The sequence below is a fragment of the Arsenicicoccus piscis genome (genome assembly GCF_022568835.1).
GTDB classification, from domain to species: domain Bacteria; phylum Actinomycetota; class Actinomycetes; order Actinomycetales; family Dermatophilaceae; genus Arsenicicoccus; species Arsenicicoccus piscis.
Genome location: NZ_JAKZHV010000002.1, coordinates 39,087 through 59,922 on the forward strand (window position 1 = coordinate 39,087; position 20,836 = coordinate 59,922).

General features: G+C 73.3%; 23 protein-coding genes and 1 pseudogene. 6 read left to right on the forward strand and 18 right to left on the reverse strand.

Features of this window, described 5'->3' with window-relative positions:
* Nucleotides 1–29 precede the first annotated feature (29 nt).
* Nucleotides 30–671: a TIGR03085 family metal-binding protein gene (locus MM440_RS03165; RefSeq protein WP_241441808.1), complete on the forward strand. Its 642-nt coding sequence runs from the start codon at nucleotides 30–32 to the stop codon at nucleotides 669–671.
* A gap of 178 nt (nucleotides 672–849) precedes the next feature.
* Complete coding sequence (locus tag MM440_RS03170; RefSeq protein ID WP_241441809.1) at nucleotides 850–1,464, forward strand: AMIN-like domain-containing (lipo)protein; 615 nt, start codon at nucleotides 850–852, stop codon at nucleotides 1,462–1,464.
* Nucleotides 1,465–1,503: 39 nt separating this feature from the next.
* Here the strand turns inward: MM440_RS03170 and hisF are convergent, their stop codons facing one another.
* Nucleotides 1,504–2,277 (reverse strand): imidazole glycerol phosphate synthase subunit HisF, encoded by a 774-nt coding sequence (gene hisF / locus MM440_RS03175; RefSeq protein ID WP_241441811.1) that lies wholly within the window; start codon nucleotides 2,275–2,277, stop codon nucleotides 1,504–1,506.
* Between the two features lie 102 nt (nucleotides 2,278–2,379).
* On the opposite strand from hisF, the gene MM440_RS03180 reads away from it, so the two are divergent.
* The 4 genes and pseudogenes from MM440_RS03180 to MM440_RS03190 all read left to right on the forward strand — a co-directional run bounded on the left by MM440_RS03180 (nucleotide 2,380) and on the right by MM440_RS03190 (nucleotide 4,762).
* Entirely contained in the window at nucleotides 2,380–2,997 is a 618-nt protein-coding gene (locus tag MM440_RS03180; RefSeq protein ID WP_241441812.1) for a uridine kinase family protein, read from the forward strand.
* A 228-nt stretch (nucleotides 2,998–3,225) separates the two neighbouring features.
* A pseudogene (locus MM440_RS17690) lies at nucleotides 3,226–3,348 on the forward strand (DUF5655 domain-containing protein); the annotation flags it as partial.
* A gap of 74 nt (nucleotides 3,349–3,422) precedes the next feature.
* Nucleotides 3,423–3,590, forward strand: coding sequence for a hypothetical protein (locus tag MM440_RS03185; RefSeq protein WP_241441813.1), 168 nt, complete (start codon nucleotides 3,423–3,425; stop codon nucleotides 3,588–3,590).
* Nucleotides 3,590–4,762, forward strand: coding sequence for an FUSC family protein (locus tag MM440_RS03190; protein WP_241441814.1), 1,173 nt, complete (start codon nucleotides 3,590–3,592; stop codon nucleotides 4,760–4,762). Before MM440_RS03185 ends, MM440_RS03190 begins: the two co-directional genes overlap by 1 nt.
* A 197-nt stretch (nucleotides 4,763–4,959) precedes the next feature.
* On the opposite strand, the gene MM440_RS03195 is transcribed toward MM440_RS03190, so the two are convergent.
* The 17 genes from MM440_RS03195 to mihF all read right to left on the reverse strand — a co-directional run bounded on the left by MM440_RS03195 (nucleotide 4,960) and on the right by mihF (nucleotide 20,692).
* Nucleotides 4,960–6,240: a coiled-coil domain-containing protein gene (locus tag MM440_RS03195; protein WP_241441816.1), complete on the reverse strand. Its 1,281-nt coding sequence runs from the start codon at nucleotides 6,238–6,240 to the stop codon at nucleotides 4,960–4,962.
* Between the two features lie 125 nt (nucleotides 6,241–6,365).
* Nucleotides 6,366–7,856: a uracil-xanthine permease family protein gene (locus MM440_RS03200; RefSeq protein ID WP_241441818.1), complete on the reverse strand. Its 1,491-nt coding sequence runs from the start codon at nucleotides 7,854–7,856 to the stop codon at nucleotides 6,366–6,368.
* Between the two features lie 11 nt (nucleotides 7,857–7,867).
* Entirely contained in the window at nucleotides 7,868–8,302 is a 435-nt protein-coding gene (locus tag MM440_RS03205; protein WP_241441820.1) for a PH domain-containing protein, read from the reverse strand.
* 30 nt (nucleotides 8,303–8,332) lie between these two features.
* On the reverse strand, nucleotides 8,333–9,190 hold the full coding sequence (hisG, locus tag MM440_RS03210; protein WP_241441822.1) for an ATP phosphoribosyltransferase: 858 nt from the start codon (nucleotides 9,188–9,190) through the stop codon (nucleotides 8,333–8,335).
* A gap of 86 nt (nucleotides 9,191–9,276) precedes the next feature.
* Nucleotides 9,277–9,540, reverse strand: a complete 264-nt coding sequence (locus tag MM440_RS03215) for a phosphoribosyl-ATP diphosphatase (protein WP_241441823.1) — start codon at nucleotides 9,538–9,540, stop codon at nucleotides 9,277–9,279.
* 21 nt (nucleotides 9,541–9,561) lie between these two features.
* Complete coding sequence (rpe, locus tag MM440_RS03220; protein ID WP_241441826.1) at nucleotides 9,562–10,221, reverse strand: ribulose-phosphate 3-epimerase; 660 nt, start codon at nucleotides 10,219–10,221, stop codon at nucleotides 9,562–9,564.
* Nucleotides 10,222–10,245: 24 nt separating this feature from the next.
* Complete coding sequence (locus MM440_RS03225) at nucleotides 10,246–11,781, reverse strand: RsmB/NOP family class I SAM-dependent RNA methyltransferase (RefSeq protein WP_241441827.1); 1,536 nt, start codon at nucleotides 11,779–11,781, stop codon at nucleotides 10,246–10,248.
* On the reverse strand, nucleotides 11,774–12,706 hold the full coding sequence (gene fmt / locus MM440_RS03230) for a methionyl-tRNA formyltransferase (RefSeq protein ID WP_241441828.1): 933 nt from the start codon (nucleotides 12,704–12,706) through the stop codon (nucleotides 11,774–11,776). Before fmt ends, MM440_RS03225 begins: the two co-directional genes overlap by 8 nt.
* The gene (def, locus tag MM440_RS03235; RefSeq protein ID WP_241441829.1) at nucleotides 12,703–13,254 is read right to left on the reverse strand and encodes a peptide deformylase; all 552 of its coding nucleotides are present in this window, start codon (nucleotides 13,252–13,254) and stop codon (nucleotides 12,703–12,705) included. Before def ends, fmt begins: the two co-directional genes overlap by 4 nt.
* A 55-nt stretch (nucleotides 13,255–13,309) precedes the next feature.
* The gene (locus MM440_RS03240; RefSeq protein WP_241441830.1) at nucleotides 13,310–13,933 is read right to left on the reverse strand and encodes an HAD family hydrolase; all 624 of its coding nucleotides are present in this window, start codon (nucleotides 13,931–13,933) and stop codon (nucleotides 13,310–13,312) included.
* 17 nt (nucleotides 13,934–13,950) lie between these two features.
* Nucleotides 13,951–14,727 carry a sulfite exporter TauE/SafE family protein gene (locus MM440_RS03245; RefSeq protein ID WP_241441831.1) on the reverse strand — a complete coding sequence of 259 codons (777 nt, stop codon included), beginning with the start codon at nucleotides 14,725–14,727 and terminating at the stop codon, nucleotides 13,951–13,953.
* A complete protein-coding gene (locus MM440_RS03250; protein ID WP_241441833.1) occupies nucleotides 14,724–16,862 on the reverse strand; it encodes a primosomal protein N' in 2,139 nt (712 codons plus the stop codon). The genes MM440_RS03245 and MM440_RS03250 overlap by 4 nt, the downstream gene beginning before the upstream one ends.
* 40 nt (nucleotides 16,863–16,902) lie before the next feature.
* Nucleotides 16,903–18,117, reverse strand: coding sequence for a methionine adenosyltransferase (gene metK, locus MM440_RS03255; protein ID WP_241441835.1), 1,215 nt, complete (start codon nucleotides 18,115–18,117; stop codon nucleotides 16,903–16,905).
* Nucleotides 18,118–18,158: 41 nt separating this feature from the next.
* Nucleotides 18,159–19,538, reverse strand: a complete 1,380-nt coding sequence (locus tag MM440_RS03260; RefSeq protein ID WP_241441836.1) for a bifunctional phosphopantothenoylcysteine decarboxylase/phosphopantothenate synthase — start codon at nucleotides 19,536–19,538, stop codon at nucleotides 18,159–18,161.
* The gene (rpoZ, locus tag MM440_RS03265; RefSeq protein WP_241441838.1) at nucleotides 19,538–19,801 is read right to left on the reverse strand and encodes a DNA-directed RNA polymerase subunit omega; all 264 of its coding nucleotides are present in this window, start codon (nucleotides 19,799–19,801) and stop codon (nucleotides 19,538–19,540) included. The genes MM440_RS03260 and rpoZ overlap by 1 nt, the downstream gene beginning before the upstream one ends.
* A 16-nt stretch (nucleotides 19,802–19,817) precedes the next feature.
* Nucleotides 19,818–20,378 carry a guanylate kinase gene (gene gmk, locus MM440_RS03270; RefSeq protein WP_241441840.1) on the reverse strand — a complete coding sequence of 187 codons (561 nt, stop codon included), beginning with the start codon at nucleotides 20,376–20,378 and terminating at the stop codon, nucleotides 19,818–19,820.
* A complete protein-coding gene (gene mihF / locus MM440_RS03275) occupies nucleotides 20,378–20,692 on the reverse strand; it encodes an integration host factor, actinobacterial type (RefSeq protein ID WP_241441841.1) in 315 nt (104 codons plus the stop codon). The genes gmk and mihF overlap by 1 nt, the downstream gene beginning before the upstream one ends.
* Nucleotides 20,693–20,836 lie beyond the last annotated feature (144 nt).

Consider the following 20,836-nt stretch of genomic DNA (forward strand, 5'->3'; position numbering starts at 1 on the left):
GGCTCGTCGAGTGGTGGCAGGATGGGGCCATGACGAGCCACGCGAAGGACGCCCGCACCGGCCTGGCCGACCTGCTGGACTGGGTCGGCCCCGACGCCCCGACGCTGTGCGAGGGCTGGGACGCCCGCGACCTGGCGGCGCACCTGGCCATCCGCGACCGGCGCCCCGACGCCCTGCCCGGCATCGGGATCTCCGCGTTCGCCAAGCACACCCAGAAGGTCCAGGACGAGATGGCTGCCCGGCCCTACCCCGAGGTCGTGGACCTGGTGCGGTTCGGGCCCCCGGTCTACAACCTCACCCGGCTGAAGGCGGTCGACGAGCGGGTCAACCTCGTCGAGTACTTCGTCCACACCGAGGACGTCCTGCGCGCCCAGCCCGACTGGCACGAGCCCCGCACGCTGGACCACGACGTCGAGGACGCGCTGTTCAGCGCCCTGTCGATGATGGGCCGGCTGGCCTTCCGGTCCTCCCCCGTGGGCGTCGTGGCGGTCTGCCCGGGCCACGGCCGCGCCGTGCTCAAGAAGACGGGCGACGACGGCGCCGTCGTGCTCACCGGCGCCCCCGGCGAGATCCTGCTGCTCGCCTCGGGGCGCACGGACCAGGTCCGGGTCGAGATGTCCGGCGAGCCCGCAGCCGTGGCCGCGTTCGAGTCCCAGCAGCGCAGCCTGTAGCCGCGGTCTGTAGCCGCAGCTTGTAGTCATGGCGGCCTGCGCTGCCGCTCGCGTGCAACGTTCGCCCTGACCGTCGGCGTCCTCAAGGTGTGGGGACGACGCGACCTGGGGGGCTGCGTCGACCCCGCCGAGGCGGACGAGTGCTCCGCCTCCGGACGTCGTCAGCAGGGAGGCCGACATGTTCGCTCGCACGCGCACCAGCTCGCTCAACCCCACCCTCACCACCCTCTCGACCGCCGTCGCGGCCACGCTGCTCGCTGCCGGAGCCGCGGTCACGGGCCTGCCGGGCAGCGTGTCGCCCGCGGCCGCCTCGGTCGGCACAGCGGCCGTGCACTGCCCTCGCGGCTGGGGCTCGTTGCCCCAGGCGTCAACCGGCACCGGCACCGGTGTCGTCACCGGCGTCCGCTCCGGGACGCACCCGTGCTACGACCGGCTGGTGGTCGACCTCGGTCGGATGTCCGGCACGGTGGGCTACCGGGCGGGCTACGCGAAGACGTTCACGACCATCGCGAGCGGCGAGACCCGCGACCTGCGCGGCGCCGCGACCCTGATGGTGTCGGTGCAGGCGCCGGCCTACGACAGCTCGGGGCGGCCGACCTACGTCCCGGCGAACCGGTGGGAGGTCGTGAGCACCAGCGGCTACCCGACGATCAAGCAGGTCGCGTGGGGCGGCTCGTTCGAGGGCGAGACGCTGCTCGGCATCGGCACCCGCGCGCGGCTGCCGATGCGGGTGTCCGTCCTCACCGACGGCACCAACCAGCGGCTCGTCGTCGACGTCGCCCACCGCTGGTGAGCGCGGGTCGCCGTCCGCCGAGTCGTCTCAGAGATCGGCTCAGCGGACGGCGATGCCGTCGGCCCGGAGCGCGTCCTTGACGTCGCCGATGGTCAGCTCGCCGTAGTGGAACACCGACGCGGCGAGCACCGCGTCGGCGCCCGCGCGCACCGACGGGGCGAAGTGCTCGACGGCACCCGCGCCGCCGGAGGCGATCAGCGGCACCGACACCTCGGCGCGCACCAGCGAGATCAGCTCGAGGTCGAATCCGTCCTTGGTCCCGTCGGCGTCCATGGAGTTCAGCAGGATCTCACCCGCACCGAGCTCGACCGCCCGCGCGCACCACTCGACCGCGTCGATGCCGGTGCCCACGCGACCGCCGTGGGTGGTGACCTCGAACCCGTCGAGCACCCGGCCGTCCTCCGCGCGGTGCCGGCGCACGTCGGCCGACAGGACGAGCACCTGGTTGCCGAACCGGTCGGCGATATCAGCGATCACCTCGGGCCGCGCGATGGCCGCGGTGTTGATGCCGACCTTGTCGGCGCCGGCCCGCAGCAGCCGGTCGACGTCGTCGGGCGTGCGCACCCCGCCGCCGACCGTGAGCGGGATGAAGACCTGCTCGGCGCAGTGCCGGACCATGTCGTACGTCGTCTCGCGGTTCCCGCTGCTCGCCGTCACGTCGAGGAACGTGAGCTCGTCGGCCCCCTGCTCCCCGTAGACCTTGGCGAGCTCCACGGGGTCGCCCGCGTCGCGCAGGTTCTCGAAGTTCACGCCCTTGACCACCCGGCCGGCGTTGACGTCCAGGCAGGGGATCACGCGCACGGCTACCGTCACGGGCCAGATCCTAGGCGAGCGGGGCGTGTCGGTGCGGGCGAGTACGGTGGGCGGACCGGGGTGTTGGAGGGGGTGCCGGTGCGCTCTCCTATGCTGACCGCCATGCCTGCCGCCCCCGCCGACCCCGCCTGCCTGGTCGATCCGGACTCGGCCGACGCGGCGGCTCAGGCGCTGATCGCCGTCGCTGCGGCCAGGCCACCGAGCGCCGGCGGCACCCGGGTGGTGGCGATCGACGGGCCGTCCGGGTCGGGCAAGACCGTCTTCGCCGAGCGCGTCGTCGACCAGCTCGCGACGCTCACCGGCCACCGGCCCCAGACCGTCCACATGGACGACCTCTACCCCGGCTGGCACGGGCTGGCGGCCTCGATCCCGGAGCTGGTCGGGCGGGTGCTGCGTCCGCTCGCCGAGGGGCGGCCGGCTGGGTACCAGCACTACGACTGGGCCTCGGGGCGCTACCACCCCGCGGTCGAGCCGGTAGACCCAGCGGCCTACCTCGTCGTCGAGGGCGTCGGGTGCGGGTCACGCGCCTGTGCGCCCTATCTCAGCGCGCTGGCCTGGCTCGACGCGCCGACCGAGCAGCGCCGGGCCAGGGGCCTCGCCCGCGACGGCGAGACCTACGCACCGCACTGGGACACGTGGGCCGCCCAGGAGGGAGAGCTCTACGGGACGGAGCGGACGCGCGAGCGCGCAGACGTGGTGCTCGACACCGGCACGCCCTGAGATGATGGGCGCATGGAGCCCGTGCAGATGATGGACGCGGTCACCGCGAGCATGCAGGCGCGCACCGGGCGCGCGCTCGCCGAGTGGGTGGAGCTCGTCGAGCAGGAGTCGGGCGTCGACCCGCTCGACCAGCGCGCGGTCCGAGCCTGGCTCAAGAGCGTGCACGGCGTCCCGCAGAACTCGCAATGGGCGATCGCGTTCGAGGTCGCCGGTCGCGCGGGCTGGGTGATGCCGACCCCCGACCAGTTCGCGGACGAGCTGTTCACGGGTGCGAAGGCCGCCCTGCGTCCGCTGCACGACGCGCTCGTGATCCACGCCGCAGCGCTCGGTGCGGACACCGAGGTGCAGGGGCGAGCGAGCTACACACCGGTCGTGCGCAAGACGCAGTTCGTCGCCGTCGCACCCGGGCCCCGTAGCAGCTGCGGGTGGGGCTGCGCTACAAGCAGGAGGCTCCTGACGACGAACGCCTCTCCCCCGCAAAGGGATTCGCTCAAGCGATCCATTGGCTGCACCTGCCCGCCGACAGTGACGTGGAGCAGAGCGTCACGAACCTCGACCCGTTGCTGCGGGCCGCCTACGAACAGAACGGCTGATGCCCTCCTCCGAGCGCGAGCCGCTGCTGCGCCGCACGGCCGACCTCGGCGCTCGCGCCCTCGAGCGCAGCGCTCGGCTGTCTCGACGCGAGGCCGCTCGCCGCGCCAGGGTGCTGCGCAACAAGGCCTACTTCATCGTGCAGTGCGCGCTCGCCGCCGCGACGTCGTACGCACTGGCCAAGTATCTGTTCCGGGTGCCTATCCCCCTGTTCGCGCCGGTCGCGGCGATGGTGTGCCTCGGGATGACCCACGGGCAGCGGCTGCGTCGCGCGCTCGAGATCACCGTCGGCGTCGCCGTGGGCGTGTTCTTCGGCGAGCTGCTGGTGCACTTCTTCGGCATCGGGGTGTGGCAGATCGCCCTGCTGGTCATGCTCGCCATGAGCACCGCCGCCCTGCTCGGCGCCGGCGCCCTGATCGTGACGCAGGCCGGCGTGCAGGGCCTGGTCGTGGCGCTCCTCGGCGGCATGCCGGGGACCGCCTTCGGGCGCTGGTTCGAGGCCCTGATCGGGTGTGCCGTCGCCATCCTGTTCGCGTCCGTCGTGCCGAGCTCTACGCTGCTGCGGCCGCGGGCACAGGCCAGCGAGATCATGGACCACCTCGCGGACCTGCTCAGCCGGATCGCCCAGGCCGTCCGCGACCGAGATCGACCGGCGGCCGAGAGCGTCCTCACCGAGGCACGCACCACCGAGGAGGACCTCGACAAGCTGCGCGGCTACGCCACCGACTCCGTCGACATGCTGCGCGTCTCGCCGTTCCACCGGCGGCGCATGTCCGAGATGCAGCGCGTCCAGGACAGCCTCGAGCCGCTCGACCGGGCCGTGCGCAACGCCCGGGTGCTCATCCGCCGCGGCACCGTCTCGCTGCAGACCGGTGAAGAGGTGCCCGGCAGCTACGTCCGAGCGATCGAGCACCTCGCCACCGTCGTGGCCGAGCTCGCCGAGTGGTACGGCCGCGGCTCCCCCGCCGACGACACCGAGGACGTCCCCGCACTCGCCCGCGCAGACCTGCTCGAGATCGGGCGGGAGACCGCGCACCCCGAGCCCGGTGCCGACCTGTCCGCCGAGGTGATCCGCGCGCAGATCCGCTCGATGCTCGTCGACCTCCTGCAGATGATCGGTCAGCCCTTCCGCGAGGCGCAGGCGGCTATCGCCGAGACCGCCGGCGAGGAATGAGGTTCTGGCCGCTGCCGTGGTGGGCGGACCGTTGGTGTGGGGGTGCCCGCCGTGCCGTTCGGACGGATTCATGACCGAAAACGCTCGATCTGAACGATCCACACGTCGTGAATCAGTCCGAAGCGCCCGCCCGGCGGCGCATGGCCTGATCCCGCGCGCCGCCGACGTTGCAACGGGCGCGGAGGACGACGCCGATCTCAGTACCAGTGCGGGGAACGCGACTGCCAGGCAGCCCAGGCGGCGCAAGGAGAACCGTAGGAGCTCTGGATGTAGCCGAGGCCCCAACGGATCTGGGTGGTGGGGTTGGTGAGCCAGTCCCCACCCGCGGCCGCCATCTTGGACGCCGGCAGCGACTGCGGGATGCCGTACGCGCCCGAGCTCGGATTGGTCGCCGACCAGTCCCAGCCGCTCTCCCCCATCCAGAGGTTGTTGAGGCACTGCCACTGCCCGGACCCGAAGCCGTAGCTCCCGAGCATCGACCGCGCGATCGCCCTCGGGCTGCCGCCGCTGCGCCCTGAGCCGGCCAGCGTGGCGGCGTCAGCGGTGGAGGCGCGATGCCGACCTGACACGCCAGACCCCGACACCCCAGACCCCGATCCACCAGATCTCGACGCCTCAGACGCAGCGGCAGCAGCGCGCCGGGCAGCCGCCCGCTCAGCAGCCCGCTGAGCGGCCGCCCGAGCAGCAGCGGCCCGAGCCGCCGCAGCCTTGGCGGCGGCGATGCCGTCCAGGCGCTGCTTCTCCAGGGCGGCGGAGGTGCGCTGCAGGGTGGCCAGCTGAGCGGCCATCGCGTCCTGCTGCTTGGCGATGGCCGTCGCCTTGGCCTGCGCATCGGCGACCTTGCGCTGCGCCACGGCCAGCACGGCGGCCGCCTGACGCTCGGCGGCGCGGACCTGGGCCTCGGCGCGCTCCGCCTCGGCCCGGTCCAGATCCGCGACGGCCCGCGCCCGGGTGGCGTCGTCCTGCACGCTGGCGCTGTGCGAGGCGAGCGCGTCCAGCGCCGAGCTGACGTCGAAGAGCTGCTCGGGGGTCTGGCTCGTCACCAGCGCGGCGAGCTGTTGCATCGACCCGCCCTGGTCCGCGAGCGCCTGGGCGCTCTGGGCCACCGTCTCGTCGGCCCGAGCGAGCGCCGCCTGCGCCGAACGCGACCGGGCGGCAGCAGCCTGCGCCTCGTCGGTCCGGTCGGCCAGGGCGTCCTCGGCGGCCCGGTAGTCCGCCGCCGCACCGCTGACCTCGCGCTGGACGGCGACGAGCTGGTCACCGGCGGCGGCGTAGGCGGCCTCCAGGGCGTGCACGCTGCGGGCGGTCGCGGCGGCCTGCGCCTTCGCGGCGTCGACCTGCTGCTGGCTCGGGTAGACCGGGGGCGACTGGTCGCGGGGCACGGCGGCCGACGCCGGTGCTGCCCCGGCGAGCGCGAGGGCCACCACGGTCAGCGTCACACCGCCAGCCTGGGGCGCGCGACGAGCGACGAAGCTCATGGAGACGCCTTTCACGTGGGGTTCGACGGGCGGCTCCACGCTAGGCCAGCAGGGCCCCGGTGCTGGTCCAGCGGCGACTGCCTCGAGGTCACGGTCACGTCACCCTGGATCACGATTAGGGCAGGTCAGTGACCCGAACGGCGCAACGGATCGCTCTGGTCGTCACTGTCGCGATACATCCCCAGCGCGTCGAGAACGAGGTTTGTGCCGCCGGCCGGGTCCTGCGCGGAGGCCTTCAGGTGGGCCGGCGCCAGCGCGTGCGCGAGGTGGTAGACCGCCACGGTCACGATGGTGCCGAGGGCGATGCCGGCCAGGGTGAAGTCGTCGGTGAACTTCAGCGAGACGTCACCGATGCCGATGATGATGCCGGCGGCGACCGGGACCAGGTTGACCGGGTTGCCGAAGTCGACGCCGTTCTCCTTCCAGATCTTGGCGCCGAGCAGGCCGATCATGCCGTAGAGCACGACGGTGATCCCGCCGAGCACGCCACCGGGCGTGGCCGAGATGATCGCGCCGAACTTCGGCGAGAAGCCGAAGCCGATCGCCACCAGCGCGGCGACGACGTAGGCCGCGGTGGAGTAGACGCGGGTGGCGGCCATGACGCCGATGTTCTCGGCGTAGGTCGTGGTAGGTCCGGCGCCGACGCCGGTCGCGATCATCGAGCCCAGGCCGTCGGCGGTGATCGCCCGGCCCATCTCGGCGTCGAGCGGCTGGCCGGTCATCTCGGCGACGGCCTTCACGTGCCCGGTGTTCTCGGCGATGAGCGCGATGGTCACGGGCAGCGCGACGAGGATGAACGCCAAGTGGAAGGTGGGCAGGTGCAGACCCACCACGTTGGTCGCCGAGCCGAGCTTCCAGGTCGCGTCATCACTCACCGGAGGTAGACCGACCCAAGACGCAGCGGCGACCTGCGCCCAGTCGACGCGCAGGTGCTCTACGACACCGGAGGGGTTCTGCGCGGTGACCGCGCCGGGCTGGAAGCTGGTGATCGGACCGACGACCTTGTCGAGGCCGTAGGACAGCAGGTAGCCCGCGATGAGGGCGACGAAGATCGCGATGCGCGAGACGAACCCGCGCACCGCCACGTTGAGGACCACGACGAGCAGCATGACCACGAGCGCCACCCACTGGTCCTGCGGCCAGTAGGTCTTCGCGACCACCGGCGCGAGGTTGAAGCCGATCAGCATGACGACCGCACCGGTGACGACCGGCGGGAGCACCCGGTGGATCACCCGGGCGCCGGCGAGGTGGATGATCACACCGACGATCGCGAGCGCGACGCCACAGACGAACATCGCGCCGGTGACGTCCGAGGGCCGACCGCCGGCCGCGTAGATCGCGGTGGCGACCCCGACGAAGGAGGCCGACGACCCGAGATAGGACGGCACCCGCCCCCGGACGATCGCGAGGAAGAGCAGCGTCGCGACACCGCTCATCATCACCGCGAGCTGCGGGTTGAGCCCCATCAGGATGGGGAAGACGAAGGTGGCGCCGAACATCGCCACGACGTGCTGGGCTCCGAGCCCGACCGTCTTGCCCCAGGAGAGGCGTTCGTCAGGGGCGACGACCGCACCCGGTTCGAGAACTCCGCCGTTGTGCAGCTTCCACATCGCCATGAGGCAGCAGTCTAGGTGCGGCTGCCCTCGACGAGCGCCATCAGGCGGCCGACCTCACCGGTGCCGCGCAGCCCGTCGGAGCGCTGGATCGCCATGACGGCGACCTGGTCCGCGTCGTGCAGCATCAGGGACGGCCACGGGTCGCCGGGGGCGTACTTCACGGATTCGACCTGCGCCCAAGGGATCTCGCGGGTGAGGAACAGGTTGCGGATGACGATGCCGTCGCGGTCAGGGGTGGCCCGGATGGCGGCGTAGCGCCCCATGACCGCCGCGATCGCCAGCCCGATGCCGCCGAACAGCAGCCGGTCACCGGGTCCGTAGCCGTGCTCGCCGCCAGGCATGCCGAGCGCGATGACGATGAAGATGAGCAGCACCGCGGTGCCGGCGGCGAGCGCGACGTAGCGCCCCCGGCGAGGGACGAAGGGGGCGTACGGGTCGTCGCTCATCAGGTCCTCCCAGTCAGAGCCGGCACGCAGTCACAGCCGGCACGCGGCGATGTCGGTGACGAGGATGCCGCGCGCACCCACGCCGTAGAGCTGGTCCATGACGAGGTTCGTGGCGCGGCGGGGCACCATGGAGCGCACGGCCACCCACGCCTTGTCGTGCAGCGGGGAGATGGTCGGGGACTCCAGCCCCGGCGTCAGCGCGACCGCTCGGTCGAGCAGCGCGACGGGGCAGTCGTAGTCCATGACGACGTACTGCCGGGCCACGAGCACTCCCTGCAGGCGTCGACAGAGGACCTGCACCTGGTTCTCGGCGTCGGCGTCGGCCTGCGGGTTGGCGCTGCGGATCAGCACCGCCTCGCTGCGCAGGATCGGGTCGCCGAACACCTCGAGCCCCGCGTTGCGCAGCGTGGTCCCGGTCTCGACGACGTCGGCGATGACGTCCGCGACCCCGAGCGTGATGGACGTCTCCACGGCGCCGTCCAGCCGGACGACGTCGGCCTCGATGCCCCGCTCGGCGAGGTAGTCCCGGACCAGGCCCGGGTAGGACGTCGCGACCCGACGACCGTGGATCTCGCTGATGTCGCTCATCGCACCGGCGCGCGCGGCGAAGCGGAAGGTGGACCCGCCGAAGCCCATCGGCATGATCTCGGCGGCCTCGCTGTGGGAGTCCAGCATCAGGTCGCGCCCGGTGATGCCGACGTCGACCGTCCCCGACCCGACGTAGACCGCCACGTCGCGCGGCCGCAGGTAGAAGAACTCGACCCCGTTGTCGTGGTCGGTGAGAGTGAGCTCCTTGGACTCGCGGCGCTGGGCGTAGCCCGCCTCCTTCATCATCGCGACGGCGGGCTCGGACAGCGATCCCTTGTTGGGGATGGCGACACGCAACATGGTTCGTGGCTGCTCTCGGTGGGTGGGCTGGTCGGTCTCGTTCAGCGGGGCAGGCTGGTCGGTCTGGGTCACAGGGACAGACGGGGTCACAGGTATCGGTAGACGTCGTCGGGCGTCAGACCCTTGGCGACCATGAGCACCTGCAGGTGGTAGATCAGCTGGCTGATCTCCTCGGCGGCCTCGGCATCGCTCTGGTACTCGGCGGCCATCCACACCTCGGCGGCCTCCTCGACGATCTTCTTGCCGATGAAGTGCACCCCGGCGTCGAGCTCCTTGACGGTGCCGGAGCCCTCGGGTCGGGTCACGGCCTTGTCGGAGAGCTCGACGAACAGCTGGTCGAAGGTCTTCACACCGGCCAGCCTATCCGCGCGTCAGGGGTGGGCGTGCTCGGCGACCAGAGCTCGGAGCTCGTCGACGGCCGCTGCCGCGTCCTGGGCCCCGTAGACCGCGGAGCCGGCCACGAACACGTCGGCCCCGGCCTCGGCGCACTGCTCGATCGTCCGGGCAGACACCCCGCCGTCGACCTGGACCCACACCTCACCACCGTGGCGCCGCACCGACTCGCGCACCGCCCGCACCTTGGGCATCTGGTCGGCCATGAAGCTCTGACCGCCGAACCCGGGCTCGACCGTCATCACGAGGACCATGTCGACGTCGGGCAGCAGCTCCTCGTAGGGCTGCCAGGCCGTCGCCGGCTTGAGCGCCATCCCGGCCCGGCCCCCGGCCGCCCGCAGCGCCCGGGCCAGCCGCCGCGGGTCGTCGGTCGCCTCGACGTGGAAGGTCGCGCTCGCCGCGCCCGCCTCGATGTACTGCGGCGCCCAGCGGTCGGGGTCGTCGATCATCAGGTGGCAGTCCAGCGGGATCGGGCTCACCCGGGCGAGCGCCTCGACGACCGGCAGGCCGATCGTGAGGTTGGGCACGAAGTGGGCGTCCATCACGTCGACGTGCGCCCAGTCGGCGTTGGCGATGCGGTCCAGCTCGAGCTGGAGGTTGGCGAAGTCGGCGGACAGGATGCTCGGTGAGATCTGCACCCGCCCAGCCTAGCGACGCGCCGATCAGTGCTTGCGCAGCAGCGCCAGATACATCGCGTCGGTGCCGTGCTGGTGCGGCCACAGCTGCAGGGCCGGGCCCTCCCCCGCCACCTCGACGCCGGGCGCCACCTCGGCGAGCACCGGTCGCGCGTCCAGCCAGGACGCGTCGTCGCGGTGCTTCAGCACGTCCTTGACGACGTACTCGGTCTCGTTCAGGTGCGGGCTGCAGGTCGCGTAGCCCACGACCCCGCCCGGCCGGGTGGCGTCCAGGGCGCTGTTGAGCAGCTCGCGCTGCAGCGAGGCGAGGACGGGCACGTCACCGGACTCGCGCCGCCAGCGGGCGTCGGGCCGTCGGCGCAGCGCGCCGAGCCCGGTGCACGGGGCGTCGACCAGGACGCGGTCGTAGACCCCGGGCTCGTCCTCCCCGACGTGCCGCCCGTCGCCGACCTGGACCTCGACGTCGGCACCACGCTCGACGGCCTCGCGCACCGTGGCCTGCACCAGCTCGGCGCGGTGCCGGGACACCTCGTTGGCGATCAGGGTCGCGCCGCGCTCGAGCGACAGGCCGGCGAGCACGCCCGCCTTGCCACCCGGCCCGGCACACAGGTCCAACCAGCCCTCGTGCTCGCGCGGGTCCTCGACGGGCGCGGCCGCGAGCACGAGCGGGAGCAGCTGGGAGCCGGCGTCCTGGACGGCGGCCCGGCCGCGGCGCACCGGTGGCAGCTCGCCGGGGTCGCCGCTCGGCAGGGTCGCGCCGATGGGCGACACCTCGCTGGCGACGGCGCCGAGGTCGACCAGCTCCGCGACGGTGGCGAGCCCCGGACGGGCGACGAGGGAGACCTCGGCGGGGGTGTTGTCGGCCTCGAGGAGGCGCACGAGCTGGGCATCGACGTCCGCGCCGGTGGCGACGCCGTGCCCGATGAGCGCGCCGCGCAGCGCCCGGACGATCCACTCGGGGTGCGACCAGCGCGCCGCGAGGTGGTCCGGCGCGGTGTCGTCGGCGCCGACCCGGTCGAGCCACTCCTCGCGGCTCGACTCGCTGACCTTGCGCAGCACGGCGTTGACGAAGCCGGACGCGCCGGCGCCGTTGACCATGCGCGCGAGCCCGACGGTCTCGGAGACGGCGGCGTGCACCGGCACCCGCATGGCGAGGACCTGGTGGGCGCCGAGTCGCAGCGTGTCGAGCACTGCAGGGTCCACCTGGTCGAGCGGACGCTCGGTGGAGCGCGCGATGACCGCGTCGTAGAACCCCCGCCAGCGCAGCGTCCCGTAGGTCAGCTCGGTCGCGAAGGCGGCGTCCCGTCCGTGCAGCTGCTGCTCGCGCAGCAGCCTCGGCAGCGCGAGGTTCGCGTAGCCCCCGTCGGCCACCTCGCGCAGCACGGTGTAGGCGGCGAGCCGGGGCGCGTCCGCGGTCCGGGAGCGCTCGCTCGGCCGCTGACCCGAGTAGACCCGTCGCGGACCGCCGGCGCCTCGCGCACCGCTGCGGGTGCGGCCCTTGTGGTCGCGCTGATCCCGCTGATCGCGATCGCGCCGATCGCGCTGGTCGCCCTGCTCAGTCATCCGTCCCTACCGTCTCGTCGTCCCCGATGCGGGCCCCCCGGGCCCAGTCCGCCGCGTCCATGGCCTTCTTGCCCGGCGGACGCACGACGCCGAGCCGCACGGCGGTCGTGGCCGTCCCGACGAAGACCTCGCGCTTGGTGATCTCGAGCTGCCCCGCCGCGAGGTCGAGCCGCTCGGTCAGCGCCACCGGGCCGACGCCGAGCCGCTCACCCCGGAAGCGCGTCCACGCACCGGGGTCGGGCGTGCACCCGCGGATGTGTCGATCGACCCCGAATCCCGGTCGCGCCCAGTCGATCTCAGCCTCCTCGACGCTGAGCTTCGGGGCGAGGGAGACGCCGTGCACGGGCTGGGCGACCGCCTGCAGGTCACCGGTCTCGAGCGCGTCGAGGGTCTCGACCAGCAGGCCGGACCCGGCGATCGCGAGCCGGTCGAGGAGGTCTCCGGCGGTGTCGGTGGGGCGGACCGTCTCGGTCATCCGGCCGTAGACCGGCCCGGTGTCCAGCCCCGCCTCGAGCAGGAAGGTGGTGGCGCCGGTGATCTCGTCGCCGGCCATCACGGCCCGTTGCACCGGCGCGGCCCCGCGCCAGGCCGGCAGCAGCGAGAAGTGCAGGTTGACCCAGCCCCTCGGCGGCACGGCGAGCGCCGGCGGCGGCACGAGTGCGCCGTAGGCGACGACCGGGCAGCAGTCGGGGGCGTAGGACGCGAGCTCGGCCTGCGCCTCGGGGTCGCGCAGCGAGCGCGGCTGGAGCACCGGGACCCCCGCCTCGAGGGCCCGCGCCTTCACCGGTGACTGGGACATGCTCCTGCCCCGACCGGCGCGGGCGTCTGGGCGAGTGAGCACGGCAACGACCTCGTGGGCCGAGCCGAGCAGCGCGTCCAGGCTCGGCAGGGCGACCTCGGGCGTGCCGGCGAAGACCAGCCTCATCGCGCGCCCCCGCCGAAGGTGCCGGCGTGCGGCGACAGCTTGATCATCGGTCGGGTCAGGCCCGACCAGTCGGCCTGGCGGATCAGCGCCATGGCCGCCTTGCGCTGCTCGCGGTCCATCCGGTCGATGAACAAGATGCCGTCGAGGTGGTCGGTCTCGTGCTGGACGCAGCGGGCCAGCAGCTCGCTGCCCTCGATCGTCAGCGGCTCGCCGTGCATGTCCTGGCCGGTGGCGACGACGCGCAGGGCACGCGGGGTGGGGAGCTTCACCCCCGGGAAGGACAGGCACCCCTCGTCGCCCTCCTGCTGCTCGTCGGACAGCTCGAGCGAGGGGTTGACCAGGTGCCCGAGGACGCCGTCGACGTGGTAGGTGAAGACGCGCAGCGAGACGCCCAGCTGCGGCGCGGCGAGCCCCGCACCCGGCGCGTCGATCATGGTGTCGGTGAGATCGGCGACGAGCCGCTCGAGCTCCTTGTCGAAGACCGTGACCGGCTCGGCAGGGGTGCGCAGGACGGGGTCGCCGAACAGGCGGATGTCCAGGACTGACACGGGGTGGGACCTCGCAGGGCTCGGTGGGGGCGTGCTGGGAGCAGGCGTGCCCAGTCTACGGCCGGGGCCGCACGGGCAGTCCGCGCGAGACGAGCTCGCGGCGCAGGGCCTCCGCGTCGGTGAACAGCACCGCGTCCAGGCCGCAGGCGCTGGCGGCGAGGACGTTGCGGGGCGAGTCGTCGGTGAAGAACGCCTGGGTGAGGGGCAGGCCCATCCGCTTCTCGAGGGCGTTGAACAGCGCCGGGTCGGGCTTGGCGGCACCCTCCTCGCCGGACACCACGATGTCGTGGAAGAGCTCGAGCCAGTCGAACCGCTCGCGGGCGACGCCGAAGGTCTCGGCCGGCCAGTTGGTCAGCGCGAACAGCGGCACGCCGGCGGCGTGCAGCTCACGCAGCAGCGCCACGGTGCCGGGGATCTCGCCGCGCAGGCTCTCGGCGTAGTGCGTCCGGTAGGCGCGGATCTCGTCGGCGTAGTGCGGCAGCCGACCGATCGCCTCCGCCTCGGCCTCGTCGAAGGGGCGCCCCGCGTCCTGCAGGTGGTTCCAGCCCACGAAGTCGACCCCCTCGTCGGAGAGGTAGACCGTGGCGCGCTCGGGCCCGACGGCTGCGGCGATGGCGGGGTGCGGGTCCCACGCGATCAGCACCTGACCCAGGTCGAAGACAACGGCTTGTGGATGCATCCTCACGGGCCACCACCCTACGGGCTCAGCAGGGCGATCAGGCCGCGCACCAGGGCACCGAGGCCGCCCAGGCCGGCGAGCGTGATGGCGACCCCACGGGCCGTCGAGGCGGGGACGCGCCGGGCGAGCCGGCCGCCGGCGGCGATGCCGACGACCACCGTCGCCACGACCGCGGGCACCACCCACCACGGCGGCAGGGCGACCCCGGTCGCCCCCATGGCGAGCTTGACGGTCACCGACACGGCGCCCATGGTCATGAAGACCGGCTGCATCGTCGCGGCGAAGGAGCGGTGGTCCCAGCGGGTCAGGTGGGAGTGGACGACCATCACCGGCGCGGCCACCCCGGCCGTGGTGTTGAACAGCCCGCCGACCAGCCCGGCGACGGGCGTCACCCAGCGGCCGCGCAGCTCCGGCATCCGGCCGAGCGCACCCGCGACGACCGTGACGCCGATGGCGAGCAGCACCACCCCGCCGACGACCACCAGCAGCCAGGCGGCGGGGGCCGTCCGGACAACCCACCCGCCCGCGATCGCTCCCGGCACCGCGCACGCGCAGATCACCCGCGCCTTGGCCCAGTCGACCGCACGCCACAGGGCGAGCATCATCAAGAAGCCGGACACGGTGGTCGTCGCGTTGGCCACCAGCACGCCGGACGCGGCGCCGAGCACGAGGGTGAGGATCGGCGCCAGCACCAGGCCCATGCCGGTGCCCGAGAGGCGCTGCAGCACCGACCCGACGAGCACGGCCACGAGGACCAGGACCAGGGTGCGGGGGTCGTGCGCCGCGCCGGTCACAGGGCTGCCTCCGCCGGGTCGACCCGCACGGCGATCGGGTCGGGGTCCTTGCGGGCGCTGCGCACGGCGCGCAGGGCGCGCAGCCGGTCGGCGAGCTCGAGCGTCTCGCTGCGGTCGACCCGCAGCAGCATCCGCCGCAGGTCCGCCTGCTCCCCCGGTGCCACCGGCTGGGCGCGGCGGCGGGGATCGGGCGGCACCGGCAGCGGGCCCAGCTGGTCGACGTGCTCGGGCAGCGCGAGCGAGCGCACCGCCTCGGCGAGCGCCCGCCGCTCCCCCTCGAGCCGGGCCATGGTCACGGTGGGCGGCAACCGCAGCTCGCGCCGCTCGTCGAGCTCGCGGGCGGCCAGCCAGGCGGGGTCCCAACGGACCAGCGCCTCGACCGGTGGCAGGGTCACCTCGGTCGGCGCGCCGACGAGCACGGCGACCCCACCCTCGGTCGCGCCACGCGCGAGGGCCGCTGCGGCCAGCCAACGACGTAGCGTCTCGGGGCCGGTGTCGAGCTCGGGTCGGTCGAGCAGGGCCCAGGCGTCGAGCAGCAGCACCGCGGCGTAGCCGGCGGTGGCGACCGGCTCGGCCCCGGGGGTGGCGATCACCAGCGCGGGCGACTCGCCCACCTCGGCGACGACCTGGTCGGCCCCGGAGGTGATCACCGGCACGCCGGGGAAGGCGCGGCCGAGCTCCTCGGCGGTGCGCCGGGCCCCCACGACCGCCGAGCGCAGCTGCCGGCTCTCGCAGTGCGGGCACTCGAACGGCTCGCTGCGCCCGCACCACCGGCAGCGCGGCTGGGCGGACCGCGCGGTGAGCTCGAGCGGGCCGTGGCAGTGCCGGCAGCGGGCCGGCTCGCGGCAGGTCTGGCAGGACAGGGCCGGCAGGTAGCCCCGGCGCGGCACCTGGACCAGCACCGGACCCCGGGTCAGCGCCTCCAGGGCCGTCTGCAGCGCCACCGACGGCAACCGGGCGGCGACGGCCGCGGCGTCCCGCTGCTGGTCGACCCCCTCACCCGCGACCAGGACGCGCGGCACCCTACGACGCACGGTGGCGGCGTCGGCGACCACCGGCGCACAGCGTCCCTCCTCGACCTCCTGCTGCATCGCGACCGAGCGGGAGAACCCGGCGCTGAGCACGGCGGCACCCGTGGCACGGGCCCGCTCGAGCAGCACCTCGCGGGCCTGCGGGTAGGGCGCTCGCGGCTCGGCGAGCAGGTCGTCGCCGTCGTCCCACCACACGATCAGCCCGAGGTCCGGCACGGGCGCGAACATCGCCGCGCGCGACCCCACCACGGCGCGCACCTCGCCGCGCAGGATCTTGAGGAACGCGGTGTAGCGCGCCTGCGGCCCCTGGGCGGCCGTCAGCCGCACGTGCTGGTCCTTGCCGAGGGCGGCGGTCAGCGCGACGTCGAGCCGGTCGACGTCGCGGGTGTCGGGGGCGATGACGAGCACCCCCCGCCCGGCGGCCAGCGCGGTGCGGGCCGCCTCAGCCACCAGCGCCGGCCACGCGTCGTCACCGGTGCCCGGCAGCGCCAGCCAGCTGGCCGCCGGCGAGCCACCGGAGGCCAGGTGGCTGAGGAAGGCGGCGCCGGCCCGGTAGTCGCGCCATCCCGTGGCACCGGCGGTCTCGGTCGGGACGGCAGGCGCAGCCTCCGAGCCGACCCTGGAGCCGGCCTCGGGGCCGGCAGCGGACTCCGCGGCGGACCCCGCAGCGGCCCGGGCGTCGGCGGCTCGCTCGGCGGTGGCGTGCCGCGGCGGGACGGCGAGCCGGACGACGTCCATGACCGAGCCGGCATAGCGCCGCGCCACCCAGCGCGCGAGCGACAGCACCTCGGGGGTGAGGACCGGCTCGGGGCTGACCACCCGGCGCAGCGGGGCGAGCCGGCCCTGGTGCTCGGTGTCGGCGACCCGCTCGACGACGAAGCCGTCGACGTCCTGGCCGGCGAAGCGCACCTTGACCCGGGCGCCGGGCACGGCCTGGTCGGCCAGCGGCTCGGGCACGAGGTAGTCGAACGGCCGGTCCAGGTGGGCCAGCGGCACGTCCACGAGCACCCGCGCGACCGGGTCGACGACGGCACCCGTCGGCACCTGGCGGTCACCCTTCATGTGGGCCCGCACCAGCGCCAGCGGCTCGCCGTCGATCGACATGCGCCCAGTTCTACCGCAGGCCGGTGACAGACCCCCCTCGTCACCGAGCGGCGCGCTGCAGCTCCTCCACGCGGTCGGTGCGCTCCCAGGTGAAGCCGTTCTGGATGCCGGGTGCGCTGGTGCGACCGAAATGGCCGTAGGCCGCAGTGGCCGAGTAGATCGGGCGCAGCAGGTCCAGCTGGTCGATGATCGCGGCGGGGCGCAGGTCGAAGACCGTGCTGATGGCCCGCTGGATCGCCTCGACCGGCACCGTCTCGGTCCCGAACGTCTCGACGTAGAGCCCTACCGGTTGCGCCTTGCCGATGGCGTAGGCGACCTGGATCTCGCAGCGCGTGGCGAGGCCCGCCGCGACGACGTTCTTGGCGACCCAGCGGGTGGCGTACGCGGCGGACCGGTCGACCTTGGACGGGTCCTTGCCGGAGAACGCACCGCCACCGTGGCGGGCCATGCCGCCGTAGGTGTCGACGATGATCTTGCGCCCGGTCAGGCCGGCATCGCCCATCGGGCCGCCGATGACGAACAGGCCGGTGGGGTTGACCAGCGTGCGGAAGCTCGAGACGTCGAGCTCGGCCGCGGCACCGTGCTCCTGCAGGACCGGCTCGATCACCTCGCGGACGATCTCGGGCTGCAGCTGGCCCTCGAGGTCGATCCCGGCAGCGTGCTGCGTCGACACCACGACGGTGTCCAGGCGCACGGCCCGGTCACCGTCGTACTCGATGGTGACCTGGGTCTTGCCGTCGGGGCGCAGGTAGTCGAGCGTGCTGTCCTTGCGGACCGCGGTCAGCTGCTCGGCGAGCCGGTGCGCGAGGAAGATCGGCAGCGGCATCAGCTCGGGCGTGTCGGTGCAGGCGTAGCCGAACATCAGGCCCTGGTCCCCGGCGCCCTGCTTGTCGAGCGCGTCGACCCCACCGGTCCGCGACTCGTAGGCCGTGTCGACGCCCTGGGCGATGTCGGGGCTCTGCGCGCCGATCGAGACCTCGACCCCGCACGAGGTGCCGTCGAAGCCCTTGGTCGAGGAGTCGTAGCCGATGCGCAGCACCGTGTCGCGCACGACCTGCGGGATCTCGACATAGGCGGAGGTGGTGACCTCGCCGGCGACGTGGACCAGACCCGTGGTCACCATCGTCTCGACCGCGACCCGGGCGTGCGGGTCGTCGGTGAGCATGGCGTCGAGGATGCCGTCGGAGATCTGGTCACAGATCTTGTCGGGGTGGCCCTCGGTGACGGACTCGGAGGTGAAGAGGCGTGCAGACACGAATGAACTCCTGTGGGGCAGCGGCTGCTGACCCGGTCACTCTAGTCAGGCAGGCGGGCTTCCCCTGCACCGGTCCACGACCTGTCGCCACGGGCGGCCACGACGTCCCAGATGCCGTGGCTCACCACGGTCTTGCTGGCCGGGCCGAGCGGCACCGGCTCCCCGCCGTCTCGGTCGAGCACGGTGACGGTGTTGTCGTCCTGGCCGAAGGTCACCGACCGGCCGACCTCGTTGACGACCAACAGGTCGCAGCCCTTGCGGGCGACCTTCTCGCGACCGAGCTCGAGCACGCTGTGCCCGGTGTCACCGGTCTCGGCGGCAAAACCGACGATGAGCGGGCGACGACGCGAGCCACGCTCCCGGACCAGCCCGGCGAGGATGTCGGGGTTGCGGACCAGCTGCAGCGTGGGGGCCGAGTCGTCCTCGGTCCCGTCGGCGGCGGTGCGGTGAGACTTCTTGATCTTGGTCTCGACGTAGTCGACCGGGCGGAAGTCGGCCACCGCGGCGGCCATCACGACCACGTCGGCGCTGTCGGCGAGCACGGTCATGGCGGCCTGCAGGTCCAAGGCGGACTCGACCCGCACGACCTCGATGCCGTCCTGCTCGGGCAGCGGGACCTCGACGTGGGCGGCGACCAGCGTGACGGAGGCGCCGCGGGCCGCGGCCGTCTCGGCGAGGGCTACGCCCTGCTTGCCGGACGAGCGGTTGCCGAGGAAGCGGACCGGGTCCAGGGCCTCACGGGTGCCACCCGCCGACACCACCACCCGTAGACCGTGCAGGTCACCGGAGGGGGCCGCGGCGCCGGGCACCGCGTCGCGCGCCGCGGGACCCGCGCCCGTGTCTACCGGGGTGAGCGGCGCCGCCGCGTCGACGACGGACATGGCGGCCGCGTGGATGTCCTGCGGCTCGGGGAGCCGACCGGGGCCGGAGTCCTTGCCGGTGAGCCGGCCCGAGGCGGGCTCGATCACGGTGACGCCACGGGCGCGCAGGGTGGCAACGTTGGCTACCGTGGCAGGGTGCTGCCACATCTCGGTGTGCATCGCGGGGGCGAGCACGACCGGGCAGCGGGCGGTGAGCAGGGTGTTGGTGAGCAGGTCGTCGGCGAGCCCGTGGGCCGCCTTGGCCAGCAGGTCGGCGGTGCAGGGGGCGACGAGCACGAGGTCGGCGCCCTGGCCGAGCCGCACGTGCGGCACCTCGTGGACGTTCTCGAAGACGTCGGTCTCGACGCGGTTGCCGGAGAGCGCGGCCCAGGTGGGAGCTCCGACGAACCTCAGCGCCGAGGCGGTGGGGACGACGTCCACCGCCCAGCCGTCCTCGCTGAACAGGCGCAGCAGCGAGACGGCCTTGTAGGCAGCGATGCCCCCGCCCACACCCAGAACGACACGGCGTGCCCGGGCAGGGCGGGGGTCATCGGGAGTCATCACTCCTCGAACGGCTCGGAGGCCAGCAGCCCGTCGTTGATCTCGCGCAGGGCGATGGAGAGCGGCTTCTCGTGGACCTGGGTCTCGACGAGGGGCCCGACGTACTCGAGCAGGCCCTCGGAGAGCTGGCTGTAGTAGGCGTTGATCTGGCGAGCGCGCTTCGCGGAGTAGATCACCAGGGCGTACTTGGAGTCCGCTGCCTCGAGCAGGTCGTCGATGGGCGGGTTGGTGATCCCGATCGGGTTGGCCACGGTACCGGGCACGGTTCGTCTCGCTTCGCTAGTCGACAGGGGGTGAACTCATCAATGATACGAGTTCCTCGCCGGCCTCGCGAACATCCCGGTTGACCACGGTGACGTCGAACTCCGAGGCCGCCGCCAGCTCGCGCCGCGCGGTGGCGAGCCGGCGCTCGCGTTCCTCGGCGTCCTCGGTGCCCCGGCCGACGAGCCGGCGCACCAGCTCCTCCCAGCTCGGGGGCGCGAGGAAGACGAACAAGGCCTCCGGCATCGACGCCTTGACCTGGCGGGCGCCCTGCAGGTCGATCTCCAGCAGCGCCATCCGGCCGGCGGCCAGCGCCTCCAGCACGGGCCGGCGCGGGGTGCCGTAGCGGTGCCGGCCGTGGACGACGGCCCACTCGAGCAGCTCGCCGTCGGCGACGAGGCGGTCGAAGGCCTCCGGGGTCACGAAGTGGTAGTGCCGACCGTCGATCTCGCCGGGACGCGGGGGCCGGGTGGTCGCCGACACCGACATCCACACCTCGGGGTGCTCCCGGCGCACGTAGTCGGCCACCGTCCCCTTGCCGACCGCGGTGGGGCCGGCGAGGACCGCCAGCCGGTGCACTACTCCCCGAAGCGGTCCAGCAGGGCCGCGACCTGGTTGGCACCGAGGCCGCGCACGCGACGGGTGCGCGAGATGCCGACCTCTTCCATGATCTGGCGGGCGCGGACCTGGCCCACGCCCGGGAGCGACTCGAGCAGCACGTAGACCTTCATCTTGCCGATGATGTCGTCGGTCTTGCCGTCCTCGAGCACCTGGCGCAGCGAGCCCTGGCCGTACTTGAGGCGATTCTTGACGGCGGCCCTCTCGCGACGGGCGATGGCGGCCTTCTCGAGCGCCTGTGCTCGTTGTTCCGCGGTCAAGGTCGGCAGGGCCACGTCGTTCTCCTCAGGCTGGCAGCGTTTCGAGCCTCGGGGGCTCGCGTCGGGCAGAGCCTCAACCTACTGATGTCGGAGTCCCGACCGCAACGTGCGGGAAGATCCTCCGGCAACGCAGGAGCGGCGCCTCGATCCTAGCGCGCG